Genomic DNA, 23651 nt, shown 5'->3' on the forward strand with positions numbered 1-23651 from the left:
TAGAAAAAGGAGGAGAGCCGATGCTACATCAGGCATGCACCAAATTAGAAGAACTGTATTCAGAAATGGTTGACTTACGCCGGGATTTTCATATGTATCCGGAGCTGTCTTTTCAAGAGGTGGAGACACCGAGAAAAATTGCAGCTTATTTGAGAAAGCTTGGTATTGAAGTACAAGAAGGGGTTGGCGGCCGAGGAATTGTTGCGAAGATTTATGGGAAAAAACAGAAGAACCCAGAAGAGCAAGGGAAAACGGTGGCGTTTCGAGCCGATTTTGATGGGCTCCCGATTCAGGATGAGAAGCAGGTGGAATATAAATCAAGGGTCCCTGGAGTCATGCATGCATGTGGTCATGATATCCATACAGCGGCTTTGTTGGGAACAGCTACGATCATAAAAGAGTATGAGCAAGAATTTAGTGGAACAGTGGTTCTGATCTTTCAGCATGCTGAGGAATTAGTCCCAGGTGGAGCGATCTCGATGATAGAGGATGGCTGCCTGAATGGAGTGGATGTTATTTATGGGGCCCATGTATTCTCAGGGCTACCACTGGGAGTGATTGGCGTACAGGAAGGATATATGCTGGCCGCGGGCGATGAATTTCAAATTGAAATTCGGGGCAAAGGAGGACACGGTGCAAGCCCTCATGAGTCTATTGACCCCATAGTGATTGGTAGCCAGCTTATTTTGAATTTGCAGCAAGTGGTAAGCAGACGTGTAGATCCTCTGCAACCGGCCGTATTAACGATAGGCTCCTTTCAAAGCGGCGCTACTTACAATGTAATTCCAGACACTGCACAGATTCTGGGAACAGTGCGAACATTTAGTGAGGAAACCCGTACTGGTATCGAACAAGCTATGCAGAAGATCGTCCAGCATACGGTTGAGGGCGCTGGCGCCACCGCGCAATTTACGTACCGCAGAGGCTATCCGTCTGTCTGGAATGATCCTGTAGAGACCAAGAGAGTGGAGGCGATCGCGAAGCAGCTAGTCGGGAATGAGCGAGTGATCCGTGTTCCACCACAGATGGGTGGGGAGGACTTCGCTTATTATTTACAAAAAACGTCAGGTAATTTTATTGGTGTAGGAGGCGGGAATAGTGAAATAAATGCTACATATCCGCACCATCATCCGATGTTTGATGTGGATGAACGCTCGATGCTACAGATCGGCAAGCTATTTTTAGCCTTACTTGCTGAGCATTTCGTTCTTTCTGATGAAGCCTAAGGAATAGTCACAACAACCTGAACAGCACGAAGGGACCAGAGAAAAAGTGTAGGAGGAGTCTCTGATGGCATGGGTAACGGTAGTGTTTCTATTTGTTTTATACATGATTAACTATCTGGATAAATCGATTGCTGGATATTCCGCTACCCAAATTATTCAGGAGATGACGCTTAGCCCAACAGAATGGGGAATGGTAGGTAGCAGTTTTTTCTGGTTTTTTGCTATTGCTGGTGTCATTGGGGCGGGGATATCTGACAGGATAGGCACGAAAAAAATGCTGATGATCCTAGCGATTTGCTGGACGGTTGTACAGGCTGGCTCACTTGTCATTACAAGCTTACCTATCTTAATAATGGCGAGAGTTTTGCTAGGAATCGGAGAAGGACCTACATGGCCAGTTATTGTTAGTCATCTTAGCAAGTGGTTTCCAGCCGAGCGGCGAGGTTTTATTTTTGCCTTGTTAACGCTGGGGGCGTCCATTGGTTCTAGTTTGTTTACTCCTGCTTTGGTATCGTCTATAGAACACTGGGGATGGAGATGGGCTTGGGCTGCACTGGGAGCTGTAAGCTTCGTCTGGATCATTTTCTGGCTGGTAGGTGGAAAGGAGCATCCAGATCAGATAGATGTGTCTAAAAATCCGGTATCCTCAAAGAACCATTCTGTACAAATTCCAACAATCCAGTCTGTCAGGAAAGCCCCCTCATTGCATTGGTCTGATGTTCGTCACACCCTATTATCAAAAGATTTCTTATTTTCCTTCCTACTTTACTTTGCACAGATGTGGGGTGTGACCTTTGTCTTGGTTTGGTTACCAACGTATCTAGTGAATGTAATGAAGCTGACCTCTACTCAGATGAGCACATCTATTGCCGTGATCGGCTTACTCTCTGGACTAATCACGCTACTGGCTTGTATGCTGGCAGACCGTTTGTTTCAAAGAACGAAGCTAATACGCCGTTCTTATGTGACAGTCGGAGGTATTTCTGTTCTGACAGGAGGTATTCTATTTAGCTTGGTTCCGTTGTTTCAATCTCCGACCATTTTGATTGCCCTTTTTTGTCTTGGAATAGGATTAACGACAACAGCAGGCAGTCTAGCTTCTGTGATTGGAAGTACGCTGTTACCTGAGCGTACAGGTTTAATCATGGGAGTCATGTCTGGACTAGTCACGTTGGCAGGAATGATTTCTCCGCTTGTGACAGGAGCCATCGTTGAAGCTGCTGGAGCTAATCTAACGAATGGATTTCATCAGGTCCTACTTCTGAATGCTTTTATTTATGCTACTAGTGGTTGTCTGTTCCTTTTATTTGTAAAACGTAAGGAGCAGGTCAAATTATCTCATAGCGCTAATGGGGAGGGAAAGTATTCGTGAATTCTATCATGACCTTCGTAGCTACAGGGGATTATCTTCAAACAAGACGGGTGCCGAGTTATCAGGAGCATAGCTTTCAGGAGATTGAAAAGCTGATTGGTCAGGCAGATGTGCGCCTGACTAACTTAGAGATGCACGTTTCTTACAATGAGGGCACCCCTAATGCGATTTCTGGCGGTACTCATGTGCAAACAACTCCTGATCGATTAAAGGACCTAGTCGCATACGGCTTTAATTTAGTGGGAACGGCCAATAACCACTCCATGGATTTTAGTCACGATGGCCTGCTACTAACCAACAAATATTTGCGAGAGGCAGAAATATTGCACGCAGGAATGGGGGCAAATCTGTTTGAAGCAGGTCGACCTGCTTATTTGGATACCCCTGCTGGTCGAGCTGCGCTCATCTCAGTGACCTCCTCCTTTCATCAAACCCATCTTGCTTCCGAACAGCGTCGTGACGGGAAAGGTCGTCCTGGTGTAAATGGACTTAGGCATGTGAAAAAACATTTAGTTTCGCAGGCTGATTTTGAGGTGCTGAAACGAATCGCTAGTCAGACTGAGGTAAATGCTTTATACGAAATGCTAGTAGAAGAGGCATTTCTGTCCCCCTTGCCAAAGGGAGTTTTACCATTTGGCTATGATATGTATGGATATCCGGCTATTTTTTATGCAGGAGAAAAAGAGAAATTGCTCACAATGCCGCATGAGCAGGATATGAAACGCCTGGAGGCTAGCATTGATGATGCCTCACGTCAATCGGATTATGTTATCGTAAGCTTTCACGCTCATGAAATGAAAGGGACAAATAAACAGCTTCCGGCTGATTTTGTAGAGATCGCTTGTCGCAGGTTCATTGATGCAGGGGCCCACGCGGTAGTCGGGCATGGTCCCCATACACTGCGAGGTATCGAGATTTACCAAAATCGACCGATTTTTTATAGCTTAAGCAATTTTATTTTTCAGGATGAAACGCTGGAGGTTTTACCACAGGAATTTTATGATGCTAACTCACTCCCGCATGATATGACCATTATGCAGGCCATGGATTCGAAAACCGACCAAGGGACAAAAGGCTTGCTGACGATTCCTGAGGTTATGGAGTCGGTCATCGCCTCATGGAGCATGGAGAATGGACAAATAAAAGAAATCATCTTGCACCCCATTGAACTCGGATGTGGTAAAAAACGCCATCAGAATGGGTTTCCCAAGCTAAGCAGGAATGAAGCTATTGTAAAACGAGTAGCAGAACTATCAAAGCCATATGGAACAGAGATTCAGGTTTCGGATGGGATTGGAGTTGTACATATCACACCAAAAAAATTGGAATAAAAGTGTAAAGTTTTACAGAAGGATTCAAAAACATGTATTTTATATTTATAATGAAAATGGAGAGGATCATAACTCCTATGCTATGATAATTTTATCTAAAACACCGAATAAGGAGAACGATTATGGAAAAAACACTAATTTTTGGACATAAAAACCCAGACACAGATACGATTTGTTCAGCTTTGATTTATGCAGATTTAAAAACAAAAGTAGGAGCAAACGTGGAGCCTGTTCGTTTAGGAAACATGAACGGAGAAACAGAATTTGTGCTCAAATACTTTAATGTGGAGGCTCCTCGCTTAGTAGAAACAGTAGCGACAGAAGCTCAAGATGTAATCCTAGTAGACCACAATGAGCGTCAACAAAGTGCCAACGACATCGATCAGGTTCGCGTGGTTGAGGTTATTGATCATCACCGTATCGCTAACTTTGAGACAAACCACCCATTGTATTTCCGTGCTGAGCCGGTTGGATGCACGACTACTATTTTAAATAAAATGTATAAAGAAAACGGTGTAGAGGTAACGAAAACGATTGCTGGTCTTATGCTTTCCGCAATCATTTCTGACACTCTATTGCTTAAATCCCCAACTTGCACAGAACAAGATGTGAAAGCTGCTCATGAACTAGCTGAGATTGCTGGCGTTGATTTGCAAAGCTTTGGCTTGGAAATGTTAAAAGCAGGTGCAGACCTTAGCGATAAAACCATTAGCGAATTAATTTCTCTCGATTCAAAAGAGTTTGCTATGGGTAATTCCAAAGTGGAAATCGCTCAGGTAAACGCAGTTGATGTAAACGATGTGTTAGCTAATCAGGCTGAAATTGAAGCGCATCTAACTGCTATCATTGAGAAAAAAGGGTTAGATATGTTCCTATTTGTTGTAACGGATATCCTAAATAATGATTCCGTTGGTCTTGCGGTAGGTCGAGCAGCAAAAGCTGTCGAGCAGGCATTCAATGCGACATTGGAAGATAACAAAGTGCTTCTAAAAGGTGTTGTGTCCCGTAAGAAGCAAATTGTACCAGTATTAACAGAAGCATTCAGCAAGATGTAATTCCAAAAAACTCATTTCATCAATAAAATCAAGGCTTCCTTCGCGGTGTGATCAGCTGATCTCACAGAAAGGAAGTCTTCTTTCATTTGTCGAAAAATATAAAATTTTACATTTTTTGAGATTTTAGTAGCGAATTCTCTGAAATAAATGTAAAATATAGTAAAATATTGATATTTCGTTAAAAAGGAGTGTTTACATGGTCGGGAGTAATCATGTGATGGTGCGATCGATACGGTCGGAAATTGAATATCGCATCAAATCATATAACTACACGCTTAGTAAACTCAGTGAATTGACTAATATCAATGCCGGGCACTTGAGTGGGTTCTTGAAAGGAAACCCTATTCGGGCATTAACTATTGATCAATTAAATGCGATTGGACGAGCTTTTGGAGAACCTACCGGATGGCTGTACGATTTATATGTAGAGGAATGCTTTCAAAGAGGGAAGGTCTCAAAGCGACGAGTAAGACCCTATCTGGTGCAATGTGCAGAGCTAGGGAGACATGACTGTATACAGATGGTAATCCCGCAATTGTTGGAGGACCCTAAAAACATCGAGGTTCTCTTTGCTGTAGCAGAACAGCTTTTCTATAAGGGAAAACAGAAGGAATCCGCTTATTTTTACCAGTTGGTGGTTGATAACGAAAAAAATAGCCATTCAGAAAGGGCAGTTATCAGTCAATATCGTTTATTTCGAGCCTTACTTGGAAACAATGCCGAGGAGAATGGGAAAGCTGTTATTCGTTTCGAACCGTTTCGAAGGCGGCTCTCGGAAGGTCACCAATTAGATGCGTTATTGCATCTAGCCAATGTGAGCTTTACTTTGCATAAATGGAAAGAAGTAGAGAAATATGCAGATGAACTAAGAGAATTAGCTACCTTAGTATACGAAAATGAACGAAATAAGCAGAAAAATAATAGAAAAGGTGAGCCTCTTAAAACAGAGCGACATTTGGTTGTTTATTATGGACAAGCCTATTTATTAAAGTCAGAAGCTTTAGAAAAGCAAGGCTTATACAAAAAAGCAAATGAGTACGCTGCTGGTTATGCTGATTTAGGCTGGTTTGATAATCTTGATGAAGTGGGTCAAAAGGAGGTACAGAAGTTCCGCTTATGGGCCCGCGCAAACAGATATACCTTTGACCTGCTCATGGGACAATTAGATATTCTTCCAGATTATATTGCTTTTCTGGAGGTAAACCCAACGGAGCTTCTTGCCGGTCTAGTGACCATTGTTGAATCTGCAAATAAATATCATTTTACAATAGATAGCATCATAGAGAAATTTTCAATAGAGATAAGCTGCTTCGATGGATACAAAGACACGATTAATGTCGAACGTCATCTGCGGTTCAGGTATCAGTTAGCGATTTACCAGTTCAAAAATGAACGTTTCCATAGTGGAATAGTCGAAACTCTACGATGTCTCACTTTATCTACAGCTACGAACGATCACAAGAATTTTATACGCTGCGTAACACTTTTTGAAGCACATAGATACCACGCAACAGAGCAACAGGAACAAGAGTACAAAAAAATTATGGAGGAGGTAAGGAATGATGAAAGTCTTTTTGCTTTCGCTGGTAATGATCTTTGGGTTGTGTAGTCAGGTGACAGTAGCAGAAGCAATGGCAAAAGATAGAGTGATTCAATACGATCATGGGATTGGTGGATAAAAAATATCCATTGACCTATTTCTACAAAGCACACCTTCTATCAGGAAGGGTGCTTTTTTTTTTTTTTGTATGTAACCAAAGAAGAGTTCTAGGAATATATCGGTAAAAAATTTTTTATGTTAAAAAATGGGTAAAATAGGTTATTTTTACAGTATTTTTCAAAATGGGTTTTTTGGAATAATAGGTTATAGTGTAAATAAGACATTTGATCTAAAAAGGAGGAGGTTGATATTAAAGACATCAAAAAGGTAGAGGACGTTCTACTCTACCATAGGAAAAGAACGGTTAGAACGAATGTGAAATTCTCTGCCCCTATCAAATCTAGTAATCCCTTATCAGGGAAACGTATTCACAGCTATCAGACTGAGGATGAGCTCCACACGGATACGGAGAATCTCAGGAAAAAATTAGTCGAGCTTGTTTGCAAAGAAGGTACTTTCTCAAGCCTCGCAGTGTTAGAGATGAGCCAACAGCTAGATGAGTATATTGTCCATATGCAAAAAAGGATAAAATCCTATAAACACTAATGTTGCCTGTTCAAATGTCTACGGTTCCTATAGCACGTATTTAGCTTGCTATTGCTTTGTCTAGTTTGTAGGAATGCACGCAATCTTGTGCGGCTTCGGTCAACGGGAAGAAGCTGTGGATGCCGTACTCAAGCGGTAAAAATGAAGCCCAGTACGAGGCAGCAACCAGCAAGCAAATCAAGAGGAATGCCAATCTTTTGTGCAGAAGATATCTAGAAGGCACTCCTGCGTTGGCAAAAAACTGCAAGTCTACCATAGGAGGCGAGACAATCTATCTTAATTTCGGAACCATCACTGCAAATCGAAACCAAACCATATGGGCGCCTTTCTCACGCTCCAAACAGTTACTTGTCAAACAAAATCCGCAATGATCCATGCCAATCCTAGCCGGCGCCCACCCTTTTACGTTGGTAAGCGTTATGCTTACGACTACACAGCCCCCAACCGTTTTTCTAGCTCCTGTTAGTTTAGCCAATGAAATACCAGTTACGAAATAGTAACCGTGGCCGCATACTCGTATCGTTTTTTCCGAATCCTAGCTTTAGCAACACACGGAGGTAGATGATAAGCCAGAAGTAACAGCTTATCAGTACGATAAAAATTTACATCCCTATTATATATCAGAAAATTCTGGAACAAAAGACGGATAACACATCCTCATGGGCATTTTGTATGACCCGTAGTAACGACTGGTGAAGCAAAAGGCCCGTATCTAGTCTACGAGCCTATTCGTCATGATTTTTCTGTTTTTGTTCTGCTAGATATGCTAGAAAACGGACATGCTCTAGTGCTTTTTGTTTATCCTCTTCCGAAAGCTTATCCAATTCAGATAGAAATAGTGCTTCAAATGCAGAATAAGGGCTGGCCGTTTCTTTGACTAGACCGGGGCGTCTGTTGTCAAAAAGAATGCAATCCGCAGATACCTCCAGCGCTTCTGCTAGACGGGAAATATCATCATGATTGGGATTTGTATAGGATCTTTCCCAGTTAGAAATCACTTGTGATGAAACATTTACACGTGCAGCCAACTCCTGCTGCGTCCACTTCTTCTGTTTTCGTAGAGCTTTGATTCGTAGTCCGATCGTTGGCATTCTTGTCACCTCTTTACCCAAATAATAGCAAGAACTAACGCATTTAGGTAGTTTACTAACGATAATTGAGAGGGTGACAAAAAATAACAATTAAAGAAACGAGTTACGTTATTTGAATAGATACAAGCTTTTAGATGCAATCTAGTTGTTTTTTGGAGCGTGTCAAAAGGTCAAAGCATGATTATTCGTGAACGTGATAAGCATGGAATATTATTATAAAGCAAAAAGAAACAAACAGTGTTGATTTTTTATCAACAGGTATGTAACAAAATGGCACTTTTTATCAACATTCCTAATACAATACAAAAAACAATGTTTAGGAGTGGAATTAACAATGAATTGGCTTCTCATACTAGGATTTGCTGTTTCATCGAGTCTCGATAATCTTGGTGTCGGAATATCGTATGGAATACGCAATATTCGCATCGGCTTTCTTTCCAACTGTGTAATTGCTTGTATATGCTTTCTTTTGAGTGAAATTGGGATTTATTTCGGTCAGCTCCTGTCAGCTATATTACCTGGAATACTTCCCGTTCTAATAGGGGCTCTGTTATTATTCGTCATTGGCGTACGGATTATCTTATTGGCATTTCCCGGTAAAAAACTGGCTTTGGCAGTATCAAGCGAAGGTAGAGCGAACACCAAAAGCATCAAGGGCATCCTGGAAAATCCTGAAGAGGTGGACTTAGACAAATCAGGAGAAATTGGTGTGGGGGAAGCGTTTATTTTGGGAATAGCCCTTGCTGCAAATGCTGTTACCAATGGGTTAAGTGCAGGGCTAATGGGCTTATCTCCGCATGCGATTTCCATAACTGCGGCGATAGGTAGCTTCATCACGGTCTGGGCAGGAGTTGCCTTAGGAAAAAAAGTAGCATCAGTTCGGATTGCTTCTTTTACCTTAGGTCAATTCGGCACCATCATAAGTGGAGTGATGCTTTTGGTGATCGCGGCTAACACTTTGTTGTAGCTTTTACCCAACATGTTTGACAAGAAAAGCAACTGCTTACGGCACAGCAGTTGCTTTTTGCTATGGATAGTCGATGCAGTTTCGTATGTTGAAAAAACAGGAATGAACAAGAGAGGGAGCATCATATACACCTACTTTCTTTTGGAAAGTAAATATTTCTAGCCTATAGGTACGAAAGGATATTAATGTGATAAGATGCAGTAAATCAATCGAATCATGTTACAGGAGGAGATGCGAGAGTATGGTAGAGCCTATTGTACTAACGAAGGGAACGCCAGGAGAAATCTGTCCCATTGCCAAAACACTCGACATAATTGGTACGAAATGGACTTTTTTAATCATTCGAGATCTGCTTATTCAGGGAACGATGAGATTTAGCGATCTTATCAAATCAACGGATGGCATTAGTCCCAAAACATTATCGCTTCGTCTCAAGGAACTGGAGATACAAGGGATAGTGGTCAGAAAGGTGTACCCAGAAGTTCCTCCGCGTGTGGAATATACGCTAACGGATAAAGGAAAACAATTAGAAGGCATTTTCATTGAGCTGAAGCGATTTGGATTAACTCTGTAAAATCCGATACATTTTATTAAGAAAAAGGACCTTTGGGGTTCTTTTTTGTTATCTAAAGACTTTGCATAAAAAAAATAGTACGCTTCTATACCTTGCTACATCAAAAACTTACCAAAATGTAACTTTGTGAATGAAATATCACTTCTTCAAATCAGAAATGTTTGGAACTACAATGATCTCGGACACAAAATGTTTTGAAAAGGAGGAGTGACAGCATGTTGAAAGGTAAAAAAGTTGTGGTTATTGGCGGAAGCTCTGGAATAGGATTAGAAACGGCTAAGCTAGCGCAAGCAGAAGGAGCTGATGTTGTCATTGCCAGCCGTTCTGAGGAGAAGCTGCAGAAGGCTAAAACAAAGCTGGGCGGTAAGGGAACAACCTATACGCTGGATATTACCCAAGAGAAGCAGGTTCAATCCTTTTTCCAGCAGATAGGTACGCTTGACCATTTAGTCATTACCGCTGCTGAAACCTCTGGAGGTTCATTTCTTGAAATGGACGTAGATCAAGCACGGCAGTTGTTTGATCATAAATTTTGGGGGCAATACTACGCCGCTAAATATGGAACACCTCACATAGCCACAAATGGTTCTATCACCTTATTTTCCGGAGTGGTTGCCTATAAATCTATGGTTGGATCGGCTACCCTTGGAGCTGTTAACGCAGCGGTTTCCAATCTAGGGCAAACGTTAGCCTTAGAATTATCACCTGTACGCGTGAATATCGTCTCCCCAGGTATCATTGATACGCCATCACGCAGTAAAATGTCTCAAGAAGCACGAAATAGCTTGTATGAAGCTGTGGCAAGCAAGCTCCCAGTCAAACGGATCGGCCAACCAGTAGATGTAGCACAGGGAGTGATGTATTTGCTCCACAATGATTTTGTTACGGGGACAACTTTGCATATTGAAGGCGGACATATTCTTCTATAACCGAAAAACCCCTTCTCGTAGAGGCATAAAGCATGCTTATCTATGAGAAGGGGGACTGTCTTATAACCAGCTTTCGCTTTCGTCCCAGGCGTGGGCTTACATGCTTGATCTGGCACGAGCTGTAAAGTGAGCTAGCTGTGGAAGGGCAATGCCGATAAAAATAAAGCCCACGCCTATCCATTGCGATGCAGAGACCGCTTCTTTTAAAATCAGCACAGATAAAATAACGGTAACGGGTAATTCGGCTGTCGCTAAAATCGTAGCTAGTCCCGAGCCGATTTTTGGAATCCCGATGGAAAAAGCAATTGAAGGAATCACAATACTAAAGGTTCCTAAGGCTAATGCATATTTCCATAGACCTTTTTCCAGCGCTCCGTCGTAGAGAAAGGTTGGCGGGAAAACGATGAGTATAAGCACTAATGCGCCAGCTATCAGGAATACACTTCGAGGAAAAGGCGGAACCTCCACGGCTACTTTTCCGCTTACAAACAGATAACAAGCAAAAGAGACGGCAGACAATAATCCAAGGAGGATACCGCTTATTTCCAGACTTTGAATGGATTGCTCCAGTAAGCCGCCGGAAAGAGCAGTACCGGCTAGCAAGAATAGCACAGAAATAATTTTTTCTTTTGACGGTAAGGTCCTAGTAGAGATGGCTTCAATAATGATGCCGATCCAGACAAATTGAAAAAGCAAAACAATGCCGATAGAAGCGGGGATGGTTTGCAATGCAGCATAATAACAAATGCCGGTGAAGCTGGCTGATGTACCCGCAAAAAATAACGTAATCGCTTTTTTGAGTGGAACGCTCTGGCGAAAAAATAATAAGGTTAGGACAAGCAATAAGAGCCAGCCGGTTACATATTGGCTGCCAATTACCTCGCCTAGTGTAAAGCCCATCTGGTAGGCAAACTTTACAAATATGGCTAATACCCCAATGCTACAAGCTCCTGCTAACACTAAAAAGGAATAACGAAACAAATCGAGCCTCCGTGTAAATGAATAATTTTAGGATGTAAGCTGAAAAAGCCTTCCACGCCAAAGACTAGCTAAGTGGTGCTGTGCTCGTACTCGTCAGCCTTCTTATGTTGCTGCGCTTACTTTTAGCTGTTGCAGACGTGCAATTACCTCCTGTAGCACCTCGATGTCCTTAACTAGTGCAATACGCACATATCCTGCACCGCCAGCACCAAATCCACTGCCGGGTGAAAGGAGAATGCCTGCTTGGTCTAAGAGATAGCTTACGAAATTCCGATCGCCCATTTCTTCATACTCGCGAGGAATCTTTGTCCAAAGAAAGAAGGATGCAGGTGACTTTTTAACCTCCCAGCCTAACTTTTGCAGCTCTGGGACAAAATAATCCATGCGCTCCTGATAGCGTTTCGTCTGCTCAGATGCGTAGTATTCCATCTGCTCCAGCGCATCTATGGCCACACATTGGAAGGGCAGGAACATTCCAAAATCAACATTGAATTTCATAGTTCGCAGCCCCTGCAATACGCGTTTATTTCCTACAGCAAAGCCAATACGCCATCCTGCTACATTGCAAGATTTACTTAAGCTATATAGCTCAACAGCGACATCCCTGCCTCCCGGTAAAGAAAGAATACTAGGAACCTCAACACCATCATAAGAGATTTCAGCATAGGCTAAATCATGGATGATCACAAAATTAAATTCCTTTGCCAGAGCAATGGCTTCTGCCAAAAACTCTTTTGATAACACAGTTGCTGTTGGATTCCCAGGTGAGCAAAGGACCATCACCTTGGCTTTTTGCAAATCTTCCTGAGAGATCTGTGATAAATCTGGTATAAAGGTTTCTTTTTCACATGGAAAATAAATAGGAACTCCGCCTACTAAATGTAAACAATTCGTATAAACGCTGTAAGAAGGGGAGGGGACGAGGACGCTGTCTCCTTCATCTAATAGAGCAGACAGTAGATAATAAATTCCTTCTTTTGTCCCCAATACATCTAAAACCTCTGTTTCATCACATAAGCTGACTTTGAATCGGCGTGCGTAATAAGCGGCAGCCGCCTTTTTTAGCTTTTTCCCGACGTCTGGAGTAAAATCACCATAGCCATGATAACTGGGATTTGAGATATATTCCTTCAGCTTTTCCATCAATTCTGGATTCGGGGAACCATCTGGATTTCCGATGGCTAAGTTAATAACAGGGCGTGTTTGCCTTTGTAATTGCTCCTCAATAAAGCTAAATGCATCCTCTGGCAGGGTTTGGATGTAGGTTCTCGCCATGTAAAAGCTCCTTTCCCGATCATTTTTTTAACTTTCCTGATAAAAGAATTAACGGATTGGTTTTTCTAGGAGACGATTTTCCACTACAATTTCTCCTGAAATCACTTTCATTTCAAATTCATAGATGCAGGCGGCTAATTTACTGACAATCTCTGAGATATGATCCTCTGAAAATAATGACATTGGATAAAGTAAAAATGCAGTCTTCATGCTATCGTCTGGATTCACTTTAAATTCTGGTACAATACTAATTAATGGAACCTCATGCCCTTTATTGGTTTCATTCCAACAGTATTGAATGAATGTTTTCGCAATTTGGCTTGTATCGAAGTGGGAGGAATGTAAGCGAATCCGATTAAAGGCAATCTGAAACACAAGCTCCCATCCTAAAGAGGCATCATTAATGACAGATATACCGCTTACTTTTTCAAGCGCATCCTTAAATTTCATATGTAACGTATGTAGCTGGACTAAATATTCCTGAAATCCCACTCTTCCTAACCGGTTCATTGCCACCCAAGCGGCGGCGATCCCATTAGCAGGACGAGAATTTTCGATGGTATAGCGATAGGCGCGGAAGTTACCGAATTCATAGTCGGATTCTCCATAGGTATAGGAACCTTCATTTAAATGGTTAAAGCATTCATCCGTTTTGGAAACAAAAAAACTTGTTGAATAGGGGCACAAACCATTTTTGTGCATATCGACACCAAACGAATCAAATCGAGAAACACCTTTTACCTTTTCTACTACGCGCTTAATTTTGCGGCGAATTTCAGCATTTTCGATTTTTTGTTCCCATTCGTTATCCCTTACTCCCATAAAAGTAAACCACAGCCAGCCAATAACGCTATCTAAATGAAAATAGGGAAAATAGGTTTGCTTCGTTTCTGCAAATACCTGCTCAACACACTGATATACCTCATTCGTATCATCACAAGCGAAGTTAATCGTGGTTCCCCCGCAACATACAACGGCGGCAATTCGCTTTCCTTTAGCGAGCTGCTCGTGCAGAACCTGTTTTAGCTTCGTTACATCCATGCGCCAATCCTCTGTAGTACCAATACGGATGCATTGATCCGCTCCTAAACCAAGTATGGAACAAACATGCTCAACACAATAATGTGCGCCTTCATTTGTTAAGACCACGAGATCATTGGGAATCCCTTCACGTCTTGATTCAGGAGCAATTTTGGAAATGGCTGATTTAATCGCGTAGAAAAGTGTTAATTTCCCACCATTGCAAGAAATCCCATGTGCTTGCTCCCAGCCTACTAAACGGCCAATGGCTCTTGCTATGCGTTGTTCAAATAATATTGTTTTGCCACCAAAGGCATCCATTAAACTATTGGAATTATATAATTGCGTCATTGTTGTCGCCGCTACAGTATCTAACAAGGGTGAGGGCACCATATTAAAGAGCGAATAGGGGGAGTGCGGACGAATACTGCCTTCAAACATTTCAGAAAGGCTATTAAAGACCTCTTCTGTATGTTTTCCCGTTTCCGGCATATAGCTTTTTTCTAGATCTTCCTTATAATGAAAGGTTTGGGCAGAAAATTTCGGATTTAGATGATTCATAGCCTGAAGCTGTTTTTGAAGGAGGGCTGTCTTATTGAAAAATGTCTCTACATTATATTCGTATGGAAGTAAAAATTCTGTTTCTGGCTTTATGTTTTTGATCATTTCGAAACCTCCAGTAAGAACTGCTAACTATCTTGTGATTTATACATCAACCATTTAGATTTTGACTCAAGGGAGATCGTAAGCGATTTTTTTGTCTATATGAAGGCTGTTATCTTATGTGGTATCCCTCCTATGCTCAGATGAAAGAACGAAATCTTGCATTGTGCTATGCATATAATTTCAATAAATAGCAAATGATCATACTTTTTGAAATTATATTGCTTATAATATAACCTGAAATAGGCTAATTTGTCGATATTTGTATTTAGTCATAATGAAATGAATTTATTTTTGTTAAACTTTTCTGAATTTTTATTTGTGTTTGTTTATCAGGAGTATCAAGCAGGTCTTATGGAATAGCAACGATAAAAAGAGGAGGAATAAGCCTAGGGCATCCTTTGAAAATAAAAAAGCCCGCACATAACATGCGAGCTATTTGTCGTGATCCTGTTGTTGATTTGCCAGATAGCGCAGGTAACGGATGTGTTCCAGCACCTTTTTTCTATCTTCTTCTGACAGTTGTTCTAATTCGGATAAATATAAGGCTTCAAAATCGGAATAGGGACTAGAAGCTTCCTTAACAAGCTTCGTATGCTTGTTGCCAAATAGCATGTAGTCAGCAGAAACGTCTAAGGATTTCGCGAGTCGATAAATATCATCATGATTGGGATTCGTGTAAGCTCTCTCCCAGTTAGAAATGACTTGTGCTGAGACGTTTACACGAGCAGCCAATTCCTGCTGCGTCCATTTTTTCTTTTTCCGCAGCTCTTTGATTCGTTGACCGATCAATGGCATTCTCGTCACCTCTTTAAAAAAATAATATCAGCAACTAACGAATGAAGATAGTTTATTAACGGAATTCTAGACGATTCTGGACAAGAAGAGGTCGAAAAATTCAATCTGTGGGCTAACGCAAACATGTATACATTAGACATGCTCATGGGAAATACAAGTGTTCTCGCTGACTACATTGCCTTCCTTGAGGATCACCCTACGGAAATATTATCCGGCGTAGTAACAATTATGAAATCAGCCAACCAGCATGGTTTTTTAATAGATCATCTATTAGAGAAATTTTCGGCAGAAATACGTACCTTTGAACATTCCCATGATTCCATTTGTGTAGATCGACATCTCCGGTTTCGATATGATCTGGCTATTTACCATTTTCAAAATGAACGGTTTGAAAGTGGAATAATAGATACTCTCCGCTGTCTGGATTTGTCCATCGTGATGAATAATCAGAAGAAGTTCATCCAATGTGTAACACTTTTTGAAGCATATAGATATCACGCCACAGAACTACAAAAAAGAGAGTATAAAAAATTGTTGGAGGAGGTGAGAAAGGATGAGGGGATTTTTGCTATCGCTAGTAATGGCTTTTGGAATGTTTAGTCAAGTAGCAGATGTAGAAGTAGCTAAAGCAGAGTATTCTGTAGTTCCCTATGAACATGGCGTAGGTGGTTAATTCTTGTTTTTCATTTGGAAAGCACTCCTTTTATCAGGAGTGCTTTTCTTTGGCTTATCAATAGATTTTTCGCTATCCTTTTACGACACCAAGAGCGAAGCCGTCATAACCTTTGCTCCCCACGGTTTGGATAGCCGTTGCTTCAATGCGGGGCTCAGCAGCTAGCAGATCAAAGAATTGCCGAATGCCCTGAATACGATCATCACCATTCTCGGGATCGATCACTTCTCCATTACGTACCACATTATCTCCCAGAATAATTGCCCCTGGATTGCAAAGCTGTAAAGCCCATTGTAAATAATGAGGGTTGTTTTGTTTATCGGCATCTATAAAAATCATATCGAAGCCCGTCAACCCTTTTTCTTGAAGGGTCGGGAGTGTGTCTAGTGCAGGGCCTACAAGAATGGTTACTTTTTCAGCGAGCCCCGCTTTTTTTATATTCTCTTTTGCGACCTGAGCGAATGCTTGCTCATATTCTAAGGAAATAAGCTGACCATCTTCTGGCAAGGCACGAGCAAGCCAGATACTGCTGTAACCACCAAGTGTCCCTATTTCTAAAATTTTCTTTGCCCCTCTTATTTTGGCGAGCAGGTATAAGAACTTTCCTTGGTTTGGTGCGACATCAATGGCAGGCATGCCAGCTTTAGCATTTGCTTGGAGAACCCCTTCTAGAATTGGATCAGACGGAAGTAGCATACTGTTAAAATACTGATCAACCTCAGCCCATTTGGTAGGTGCTTGCATGTCAATCATCCTCCTTTAATCTGATAACAGCAATTTCTTTATCTTGGAACTGCTTCTAGTGTAATACAGGATGAAAAATAAAACGCATAAAAAGAGATTTTTTTTTGAATGGTTCGTCGAATATAAATGAATAAGCAAAAGATCAGGATTGTCCAGAACATCTTTGAAGATTGGAGGTACGGAATGCAGGACGACAAAAAAGGCGCTCCTTCCAAGCGCCTTTTCCTCTTCCTATTGACCAATAATCATTCGCTCTTTTGGATAATGATAACGAACAGACGGGGCATCCTTTTTTAAGAATAGTAATAGGTTGATAATCCCAATCCGTCCAATCACCATCATGATGATGAGAATGAGCTTACCAGGTGTGCTTAGTTCCGAAGTAATCCCCATCGACAAGCCAGTTGTACCAAAGGCCGAACAGACTTCAAATAAAATGGCCTGCATCGACAGGTCCTCGAACCACACCATGAAAATAACTGCCGTGAACACCATGATGATTGCGACAAAGAACACCATAAACGATTTGATGACATCTTCTTGGACTAACTCACGACCAAATACTTTTACATCCTTTTGTCCACGCATATAAGTATATATGGTCGCAATTAGAACGAAAAACGTAGTTGTCCGAATCCCGCCCCCCACACTGCTTGGAGAAGCCCCGATAAACATCATGCCGGATAGCATGACAAGGGTAGGGGTGGACAGTAAGCCGATATCCATCGTGGCTAAACCGCCGCTTCGTGTAGAAACAGATTGGAACAGGGAGTAAAAAAGTGCCTCATGCCAGGTTTTATCCTGTAAAAAGGCATTCTTTTCAAAAAAGTAAAAGAGCAGTGTCCCAACCACGATTAGTGTGAAGAAAGTCAAGGTTGTTACCTTTGTGAATAAGGAAAACGTAAAGCGATATTGACCTTGTCGATGAGTTGCGTAGCTGACCAGTTCTATCAGCACAGGAAACCCGATCGCTCCACAGATGATGAGGATCATATTGATGCTTTGGACAAAATAATCCCCCGAGAAGCTGAGCAGGGAATTACCAAAGATATCGAATCCAGCATTGGTAAATGCACTAATGGAGACAAAGTAGCCATAATAGTAGGCGGTATACCAATCAGTCTGATAGCCAGTCCAAAAGAAATAACTGCCTAGCAATAGCGTACCGATTAGCTCAATTAAGATGGTGAGCAATAAAATACTTCGCGTTAATTTGACCAATCCCGATAGAGTGGGACGATTGTGGTCCGTAGCAATCCATTTTCTTTGTTCTAAGCCGATTCGTTGTCCAAGCATCATCCACAAAAAGGTACCTAAGGTCATAATACCGATTCCACCTATTTGAAAGAACAAGGTGAGTAAAATAATTCCGCTCTGATTAAACACTTCACTAATTTGGATGACGGTTAGACCCGTTACGCTAATCGCACTGGCTGCCGTAAATAAAGAATCTACAAAAGATATAGATACGCCAGGCTGGTGAAAGATGGGTAACCAGAGAAGTAATGCAGCGAGGATAACACTGCTAAGATAAAACATGACAATAATTTGTACGGAGCTTAAGCGCCGTTTTTTATAAGAGAGCAGCAACTCGCTTACCTCCTGAGTAAGTAATACAGGTAATTCTACCGAAAAACATTGTAACAAGCAAAACGAGTTTTTAACAGGTGCAAAAAAAAGAAGCCCTCTTTTTAACAGACAAAAAGGGCTTCTTTTGATGAACAAATCTCTATAATTATTGTGGATTCGTGGTCCAAATTCCAGAAGTTTTAATGAAGACACGCTCAGGCAAGCGCAGGGTGGCTAAGGCTAGCTCTGCTACATCCTCTGGCTGCATCATGTTGTCTTCTGCACCGATTTTTAGACCGGCATTAACAGCTAGCTCGGTGTTGACAGTACTTGGAGTCAGGGCTGTGACGCGAATGTTGTGTTTGCGCACCTCTTGCAATAGGGATTCTGTAAAGCCCATTACGGCGAATTTGGAAGCGCAGTACGCAGAGCCTGTCGCAAAACCGCGTTCTCCAGCAGTAGAAGCTACGTTTATGATATTTCCGCTGTTTTGGGCGATCATATCAGGCAATGCTGCATATGTCATGTAGTAGGTTCCAAACAAATTCACAGCAACGATGCGTTCCCACTCTGCTGGGTCCATGTCTGTAACTGTACCGAAAGTAGCAGTACCAGCATTATTGATCAGGATATCTATAGAGCCAAGCTCTGCTTTCATTTTGGCATACGCGGCTTCCACATCACTGCGTTTTGAAATATCAGCAGTTGCAATACGAACTGTAACACCATAGGTTTTGGCAAGCTCAGTAGCTAACTCCTGTAGATCAGATTCTGTGCGGGCGACCAAACCTAGATGGGTTCCTTCCTTTGCCAAAGCGACGGCAATCGCACGTCCAATTCCTTTTCCTGCTCCGGTAATTAACGCTTTTTTTCCTTTAAAATCCATGTCGGCAATCCTCCCATTTTTAACTTAGTATAAATGATGATACGAAAATTCCTTTTGTTATGTCAATTTTGTAAGTGCAACTAGTTGTTATAGCTGGATAAAAAGCATGATACACTATAATCCATAAGCCCATTATACACGATTTCACATGAAGTCTTGAAGATGAATCGGGCTAAACAAGGATAGATACTGTACGAGGGAATGGTGAAAAGGTATGGACAAACAGGTTGTTGTGATTACAGGGGCAGGAAGCGGGTTAGGTGCTTCTTTAGCGAAACGTTACTCGGAGCAAGGCTTTCATGTTTGCTTGCTTGGACGAACCAAGGCAAAGCTTGAACGGATAGCTGAGCAATTGACTGGCAGCTATTCCATCCACGAAGGCGATGTTGCGAATAAACAAGCCATCATGGAAATCATGGACGCCATTCTCAATACGTATAATAGAATTGATGTATTGGTCAACAATGCGGGGACAGGAAGCTTTGATTTGGCTGAAAACCTCACCGAGGAAGCTGTTCACCACATGATTGATATTAATCTAAAAGGAACGATTTTTAGTACTCAAGCAGTAGTTAAGCAAATGAAAGAGCAGAATTACGGAACGATCATTAATATCGTATCTACGGCCGGTAAAGTAGGAAAAGCAAATGAGTCCGTATACTGTGCCAGCAAATTTGGTGTGAGAGGCTTTACAGAGAGCTTAGCCATTGAGCTAAAAGAGACGCCTATACAAGTAGTCGGAATCTACATGGGAGGCATGAAAACGGAATTCTGGGATGGTATTTTCACGGAAGAACGCATGAAGCACCTGATGGAACCAGATGATGTTGCTGATGTTATTATGGCAAATGTAAAGCCAAGACAACGCCTAGTGGTATCTGAAGTGGTCATTCAAAACCAAAAATAAAATGAATCATCTGATTGTAGTGGCGGACAAGCCTATTGTGTAAATATCCTTGCTGTTCTCTTTGTCTACAGGAAGAGAGCATTGGCTAATTGAGACACCTTTCATCTCTAATGAGAGAAAGCGTGTCTATTTTTATTCTCTTTTACGACGAAAATGGCCCAAATCATTACTAGCAATGACAGACCAGTGCGTCCATTGCGCTAACCTTGATTTTACAGCGATTTTACGTGCACGAACGCATGGGCCAATACCGATGACTTTTGGATGCTTTGCTTCATTCATAACACAAACGCATGAATATCATGCAAATACGTAAATTGAAGTCATGACAAACATGAAGTATGATACACAAAAGACAAAAGAAAACAAAACGGAGACGTAACTGATGGAATGGCAACAAATTTTATATTTTCGCAAGGTAGCACAGACGCAGCACATTACACGATCGGCAGAGCTGTTAAATGTGTCCCAACCCGCCTTAAGTAGAGCAATTGCTCGTTTGGAGGAAGAGTTAAATACGCCTTTGTTTGAGCGAAAAGGGCGAAATATCGTGCTAAATCAATACGGGGAGCTATTCTTAAAGCGAGTGGAGCGAGCCATTCAGGAGATAGAAGAAGGGAAGCAGGAAATTCAAGACCTGATTAACCCTGATCACGGCAAAATACAGATCGCTTTTTTACATTCCTTAGGGATTAAAGTAGTCCCCGAATTTATTCGTTCATTTCGTCTGCAATATCCACAGGTCAGCTTTCATTTACATCAAGCATCCATGGATCAGATTGTAGAACAACTCAAAACGGGTTTGATTGATATCGCCCTGTTTTCCATGTTAGAGCCAATAGATGAGGTGCATTGGGAGCCTTTAATTACAGAGGAGCTGTTTCTCATTGTTTCCAAGACGCATCCTTTGGCAAATCGGACACAGATCGAGCTAAAGGAGATTGCCAATGAACCTTTTATTTCCTTCAAGCAGGGGTATGGTCTGCGAACCTTGACCGATACGCTTTGTAAGCAAGCTGGCTTTACTCCCGCTATCACCTTTGAAGGAGAGGAGATTGCTACAATAGCTGGTCTGGTGGCCGTTAAATTGGGAGTAAGTCTTGTTCCAGATGTAAACGTGCTGGATAAATCGAAGGTATCGCTCTTACGGGTGCTAGATCCAGGCTGTGAACGAACCATTGGACTCGCATGGAAAGAAAAGCGTTATTTGTCTCCTGTTGCAAGAAGGTTCATCTCATTTGTAAAGGAACACTATATCTAATCTGTTTAAGACATCAACGGAACCCATAGCTACGTTTTCTAACTGAATAATAAAGAGAGAGGATTTACATCATGAGTTATATCAAGCAAGGGTCAAGCGCATTTCGCAGAACCAACATAGCGTTGTTTGCAGGAGGGTTAAATACATTTGCTATTCTGTACTGCACACAGCCTTTGTTACCTGAATTCACGAAGGAATTTCAGGTTTCTCCAACGCTGGCCAGTCTTTCCTTATCTGTAACCACGATGGCTTTAGCCATAAGTTTGTTATTTCTCGGTTCATTGTCAGAGGCGTGGGGACGCAAACCGATTATGATAGTTTCCTTGATTGGAGCTTCGTTGTTGGCAGTGTGTACGGCGTTTAGCTATCAATTTCAAATATTACTTGGCATTCGTATACTGGTCGGGATGGTTCTCGCTGGGTTACCGGCTATTGCCATGGCTTATCTGGGTGAAGAAATTGACAAAAATAGCTTAGGCGTAGCAATGGGGCTATATATAAGCGGAAATTCGATTGGTGGAATGGGCGGACGCATCATCACAGGCACGCTAACCGATTTGTTTAACTGGCATGTGGCTCTGATTGGAATTGGTGTGTTGAGCCTCTTGTGCACGATTTTGTTCTGGATTATGCTTCCACCCTCCAGACATTTTTCACCGCGCAAACTAGAGGTAAAGACATTAGCAAAATCACTCTGGAGCCATTGTACGGACCAGCGCTTGCTTTATTTATATGGACTTGGCTTTCTACTAATGGGCAGCTTTGTGACGTTATATAATTACATCGGCTATCAGTTGGTTGAGCCGCCATATTCCCTTTCGCAAACAATCGTTGGCTGGATTTTTATTGTGTATTTAGTCGGTACGTTTAGCTCTACTTGGATGGGCAAGATGGCAGACAGACTTGGGCGCGCTAAAATGCTGTGGATGTCTTTAGTTATTATGTTTGGGGGCATTGGACTTACATTGGAGCCCCATTTATTTAGTAAAATTGCGGGAATTGCAATCTTTACATTTGGCTTTTTTGGCGGGCATTCGATCGCCAGCAGCTGGGTAGGTAGATTAGCTACTCATGATAAAGCACAGGCTTCCTCCTTGTACCTATTCTTCTATTATGCTGGATCGAGTTTAGGTGGGACGTTTGGTGGTTTGTTCTGGTCGTTATTTGGATGGGCCGGAGTTGTTGGAATGATTGGGGGATTTATCGTGATTGCCTTCGTATTGCTTATGAAGCTCTCTCATGTAGAGCAGTCTCCAGCAGCATTACGTATTCAGTAATTCTTCATTTTGCAAAATAAAAAGCGTTTCATTAGATAAAAAAGGAAAAGGATAGGAGCCAATGTGCATCCTGTCCTTTTCACATTTCTAACAAATATGGTCTGTCATCTATCTCTAGATAGAATTTACTTTACCAATTTATGCCGTAGGGCTAGTACTACAGCTTGCGTACGGTCATCGACATTTAATTTTTGTAAAATACGATGGACATGTGACTTTACAGTGCCTTCAGAGATAAAGAGATTTTGGGCAATTTGATCATTGCGGTAGCCGAATGCTAATTGTTGCAAGACATCCTGCTCTCGTTCTGTCAGTTCATCTAGGAGTACGAGATGATTCTCTTGCGAATAAGCTTCCTGTGGTTTGTCAGCATGAGGAGTGGCGGTCGTTTCCGATTTTTGTTTCTTTAATACCTCAGCTAATGCCTTAGCAGCCGTTGCTGTGTGAAAAGAAGCTTCCCCATTGTAAGCACGGCGAATTAAGTCTAGCATCTCCTTGGAATCAGCATCCTTTAGCATATAACCAACCGCACCTGCTAGAATGCCATCCACAACGTAATCATGGTTATCGAATGTCGTTAATATGAGAACCTTCACTTTCGGTACATGTTTTACAATTTCGCGTGTCGCTTCAATACCTGTACACTTGGGCATTTGTACGTCCATGAGAATGACATCAGGCATCAGCTCGCAAGCTAGATTGATGATCTCTTCTCCATCCGCCGCTTCTCCAATTACCTCCATATCCTCTTGAACATTAATGACATACCCAAGACCCTGTCTGATCATCTTTTGATCGTCTGCCAGCATGACTCGAATCTTTTGATGTTTATGATCTACCATAGCA

The 23651-nt window shown here is 41.8% G+C and carries 22 protein-coding genes; 13 read left to right on the forward strand and 9 right to left on the reverse strand.

Annotation, left to right across the window (positions count from 1 at the left end):
- Positions 1–20 precede the first annotated feature (20 nt).
- The 7 genes from O0550_RS09325 to O0550_RS09355 all read left to right on the forward strand — a co-directional run bounded on the left by O0550_RS09325 (position 21) and on the right by O0550_RS09355 (position 7561).
- The gene (locus O0550_RS09325) at positions 21–1226 is read left to right on the forward strand and encodes a M20 metallopeptidase family protein (RefSeq protein ID WP_258426117.1); all 1206 of its coding nucleotides are present in this window, start codon (positions 21–23) and stop codon (positions 1224–1226) included.
- Positions 1227–1290: 64 nt separating this feature from the next.
- On the forward strand, positions 1291–2598 hold the full coding sequence (locus tag O0550_RS09330) for an MFS transporter (protein WP_003339816.1): 1308 nt from the start codon (positions 1291–1293) through the stop codon (positions 2596–2598).
- Positions 2595–3929, forward strand: coding sequence for a CapA family protein (locus O0550_RS09335; protein ID WP_258426118.1), 1335 nt, complete (start codon positions 2595–2597; stop codon positions 3927–3929). The genes O0550_RS09330 and O0550_RS09335 overlap by 4 nt, the downstream gene beginning before the upstream one ends.
- Before the next feature lie 122 nt (positions 3930–4051).
- Positions 4052–4984 carry a manganese-dependent inorganic pyrophosphatase gene (locus O0550_RS09340; RefSeq protein ID WP_258426119.1) on the forward strand — a complete coding sequence of 311 codons (933 nt, stop codon included), beginning with the start codon at positions 4052–4054 and terminating at the stop codon, positions 4982–4984.
- 196 nt (positions 4985–5180) lie between these two features.
- Entirely contained in the window at positions 5181–6593 is a 1413-nt protein-coding gene (locus tag O0550_RS09345) for a hypothetical protein (RefSeq protein ID WP_003339810.1), read from the forward strand.
- A 366-nt stretch (positions 6594–6959) separates the two neighbouring features.
- Entirely contained in the window at positions 6960–7190 is a 231-nt protein-coding gene (locus tag O0550_RS24515) for an aspartyl-phosphate phosphatase Spo0E family protein (protein WP_258426120.1), read from the forward strand.
- A gap of 119 nt (positions 7191–7309) precedes the next feature.
- Positions 7310–7561, forward strand: a complete 252-nt coding sequence (locus O0550_RS09355; RefSeq protein WP_258426121.1) for a hypothetical protein — start codon at positions 7310–7312, stop codon at positions 7559–7561.
- Positions 7562–7915: 354 nt separating this feature from the next.
- On the opposite strand, the gene O0550_RS09360 is transcribed toward O0550_RS09355, so the two are convergent.
- Positions 7916–8281 (reverse strand): helix-turn-helix domain-containing protein, encoded by a 366-nt coding sequence (locus O0550_RS09360; protein WP_003338800.1) that lies wholly within the window; start codon positions 8279–8281, stop codon positions 7916–7918.
- 334 nt (positions 8282–8615) lie between these two features.
- Here O0550_RS09360 and ytaF point away from each other — a divergent pair, with 334 nt between their 5' ends.
- From ytaF to O0550_RS09375, 3 genes are all read left to right on the forward strand, one after another.
- A complete protein-coding gene (gene ytaF, locus O0550_RS09365) occupies positions 8616–9248 on the forward strand; it encodes a sporulation membrane protein YtaF (protein WP_022584055.1) in 633 nt (210 codons plus the stop codon).
- A 241-nt stretch (positions 9249–9489) separates the two neighbouring features.
- Positions 9490–9822, forward strand: a complete 333-nt coding sequence (locus O0550_RS09370; protein WP_003338802.1) for a winged helix-turn-helix transcriptional regulator — start codon at positions 9490–9492, stop codon at positions 9820–9822.
- Between the two features lie 215 nt (positions 9823–10037).
- Complete coding sequence (locus O0550_RS09375; RefSeq protein WP_258426122.1) at positions 10038–10751, forward strand: SDR family oxidoreductase; 714 nt, start codon at positions 10038–10040, stop codon at positions 10749–10751.
- Positions 10752–10847: 96 nt separating this feature from the next.
- Here O0550_RS09375 and O0550_RS09380 read toward each other — a convergent pair whose 3' ends face one another.
- From O0550_RS09380 to O0550_RS09410, 7 genes are all read right to left on the reverse strand, one after another.
- Complete coding sequence (locus tag O0550_RS09380) at positions 10848–11732, reverse strand: EamA family transporter (protein ID WP_258426123.1); 885 nt, start codon at positions 11730–11732, stop codon at positions 10848–10850.
- A 102-nt stretch (positions 11733–11834) separates the two neighbouring features.
- Complete coding sequence (locus tag O0550_RS09385) at positions 11835–13007, reverse strand: pyridoxal phosphate-dependent aminotransferase (RefSeq protein ID WP_258426124.1); 1173 nt, start codon at positions 13005–13007, stop codon at positions 11835–11837.
- Positions 13008–13055: 48 nt separating this feature from the next.
- Positions 13056–14693 (reverse strand): pyridoxal phosphate-dependent decarboxylase family protein, encoded by a 1638-nt coding sequence (locus O0550_RS09390; RefSeq protein ID WP_258426125.1) that lies wholly within the window; start codon positions 14691–14693, stop codon positions 13056–13058.
- Between the two features lie 432 nt (positions 14694–15125).
- Positions 15126–15488: a helix-turn-helix domain-containing protein gene (locus O0550_RS09395; RefSeq protein ID WP_003339794.1), complete on the reverse strand. Its 363-nt coding sequence runs from the start codon at positions 15486–15488 to the stop codon at positions 15126–15128.
- Between the two features lie 745 nt (positions 15489–16233).
- Positions 16234–16905, reverse strand: coding sequence for an O-methyltransferase (locus tag O0550_RS09400; protein ID WP_258426126.1), 672 nt, complete (start codon positions 16903–16905; stop codon positions 16234–16236).
- 231 nt (positions 16906–17136) lie between these two features.
- Positions 17137–18495 (reverse strand): TrkH family potassium uptake protein, encoded by a 1359-nt coding sequence (locus tag O0550_RS09405; RefSeq protein ID WP_003338818.1) that lies wholly within the window; start codon positions 18493–18495, stop codon positions 17137–17139.
- Positions 18496–18640: 145 nt separating this feature from the next.
- Positions 18641–19360, reverse strand: a complete 720-nt coding sequence (locus O0550_RS09410; protein ID WP_258426127.1) for a 3-ketoacyl-ACP reductase — start codon at positions 19358–19360, stop codon at positions 18641–18643.
- Between the two features lie 214 nt (positions 19361–19574).
- On the opposite strand from O0550_RS09410, the gene O0550_RS09415 reads away from it, so the two are divergent.
- The 3 genes from O0550_RS09415 (at position 19575) to O0550_RS09425 (ending at position 22805) form a co-directional block, all read left to right on the forward strand.
- Entirely contained in the window at positions 19575–20267 is a 693-nt protein-coding gene (locus O0550_RS09415) for an SDR family oxidoreductase (RefSeq protein ID WP_258426128.1), read from the forward strand.
- Between the two features lie 385 nt (positions 20268–20652).
- The gene (locus tag O0550_RS09420) at positions 20653–21528 is read left to right on the forward strand and encodes a LysR family transcriptional regulator (protein ID WP_003339773.1); all 876 of its coding nucleotides are present in this window, start codon (positions 20653–20655) and stop codon (positions 21526–21528) included.
- 71 nt (positions 21529–21599) lie between these two features.
- A complete protein-coding gene (locus tag O0550_RS09425; RefSeq protein WP_003338823.1) occupies positions 21600–22805 on the forward strand; it encodes an MFS transporter in 1206 nt (401 codons plus the stop codon).
- 125 nt (positions 22806–22930) lie between these two features.
- Here the strand turns inward: O0550_RS09425 and O0550_RS09430 are convergent, their stop codons facing one another.
- Positions 22931–23647: a response regulator transcription factor gene (locus O0550_RS09430; RefSeq protein WP_258426129.1), complete on the reverse strand. Its 717-nt coding sequence runs from the start codon at positions 23645–23647 to the stop codon at positions 22931–22933.
- Positions 23648–23651 lie beyond the last annotated feature (4 nt).

Source organism: Brevibacillus halotolerans, from assembly GCF_026891775.1.
Classification (GTDB): domain Bacteria; phylum Bacillota; class Bacilli; order Brevibacillales; family Brevibacillaceae; genus Brevibacillus_B; species Brevibacillus_B halotolerans.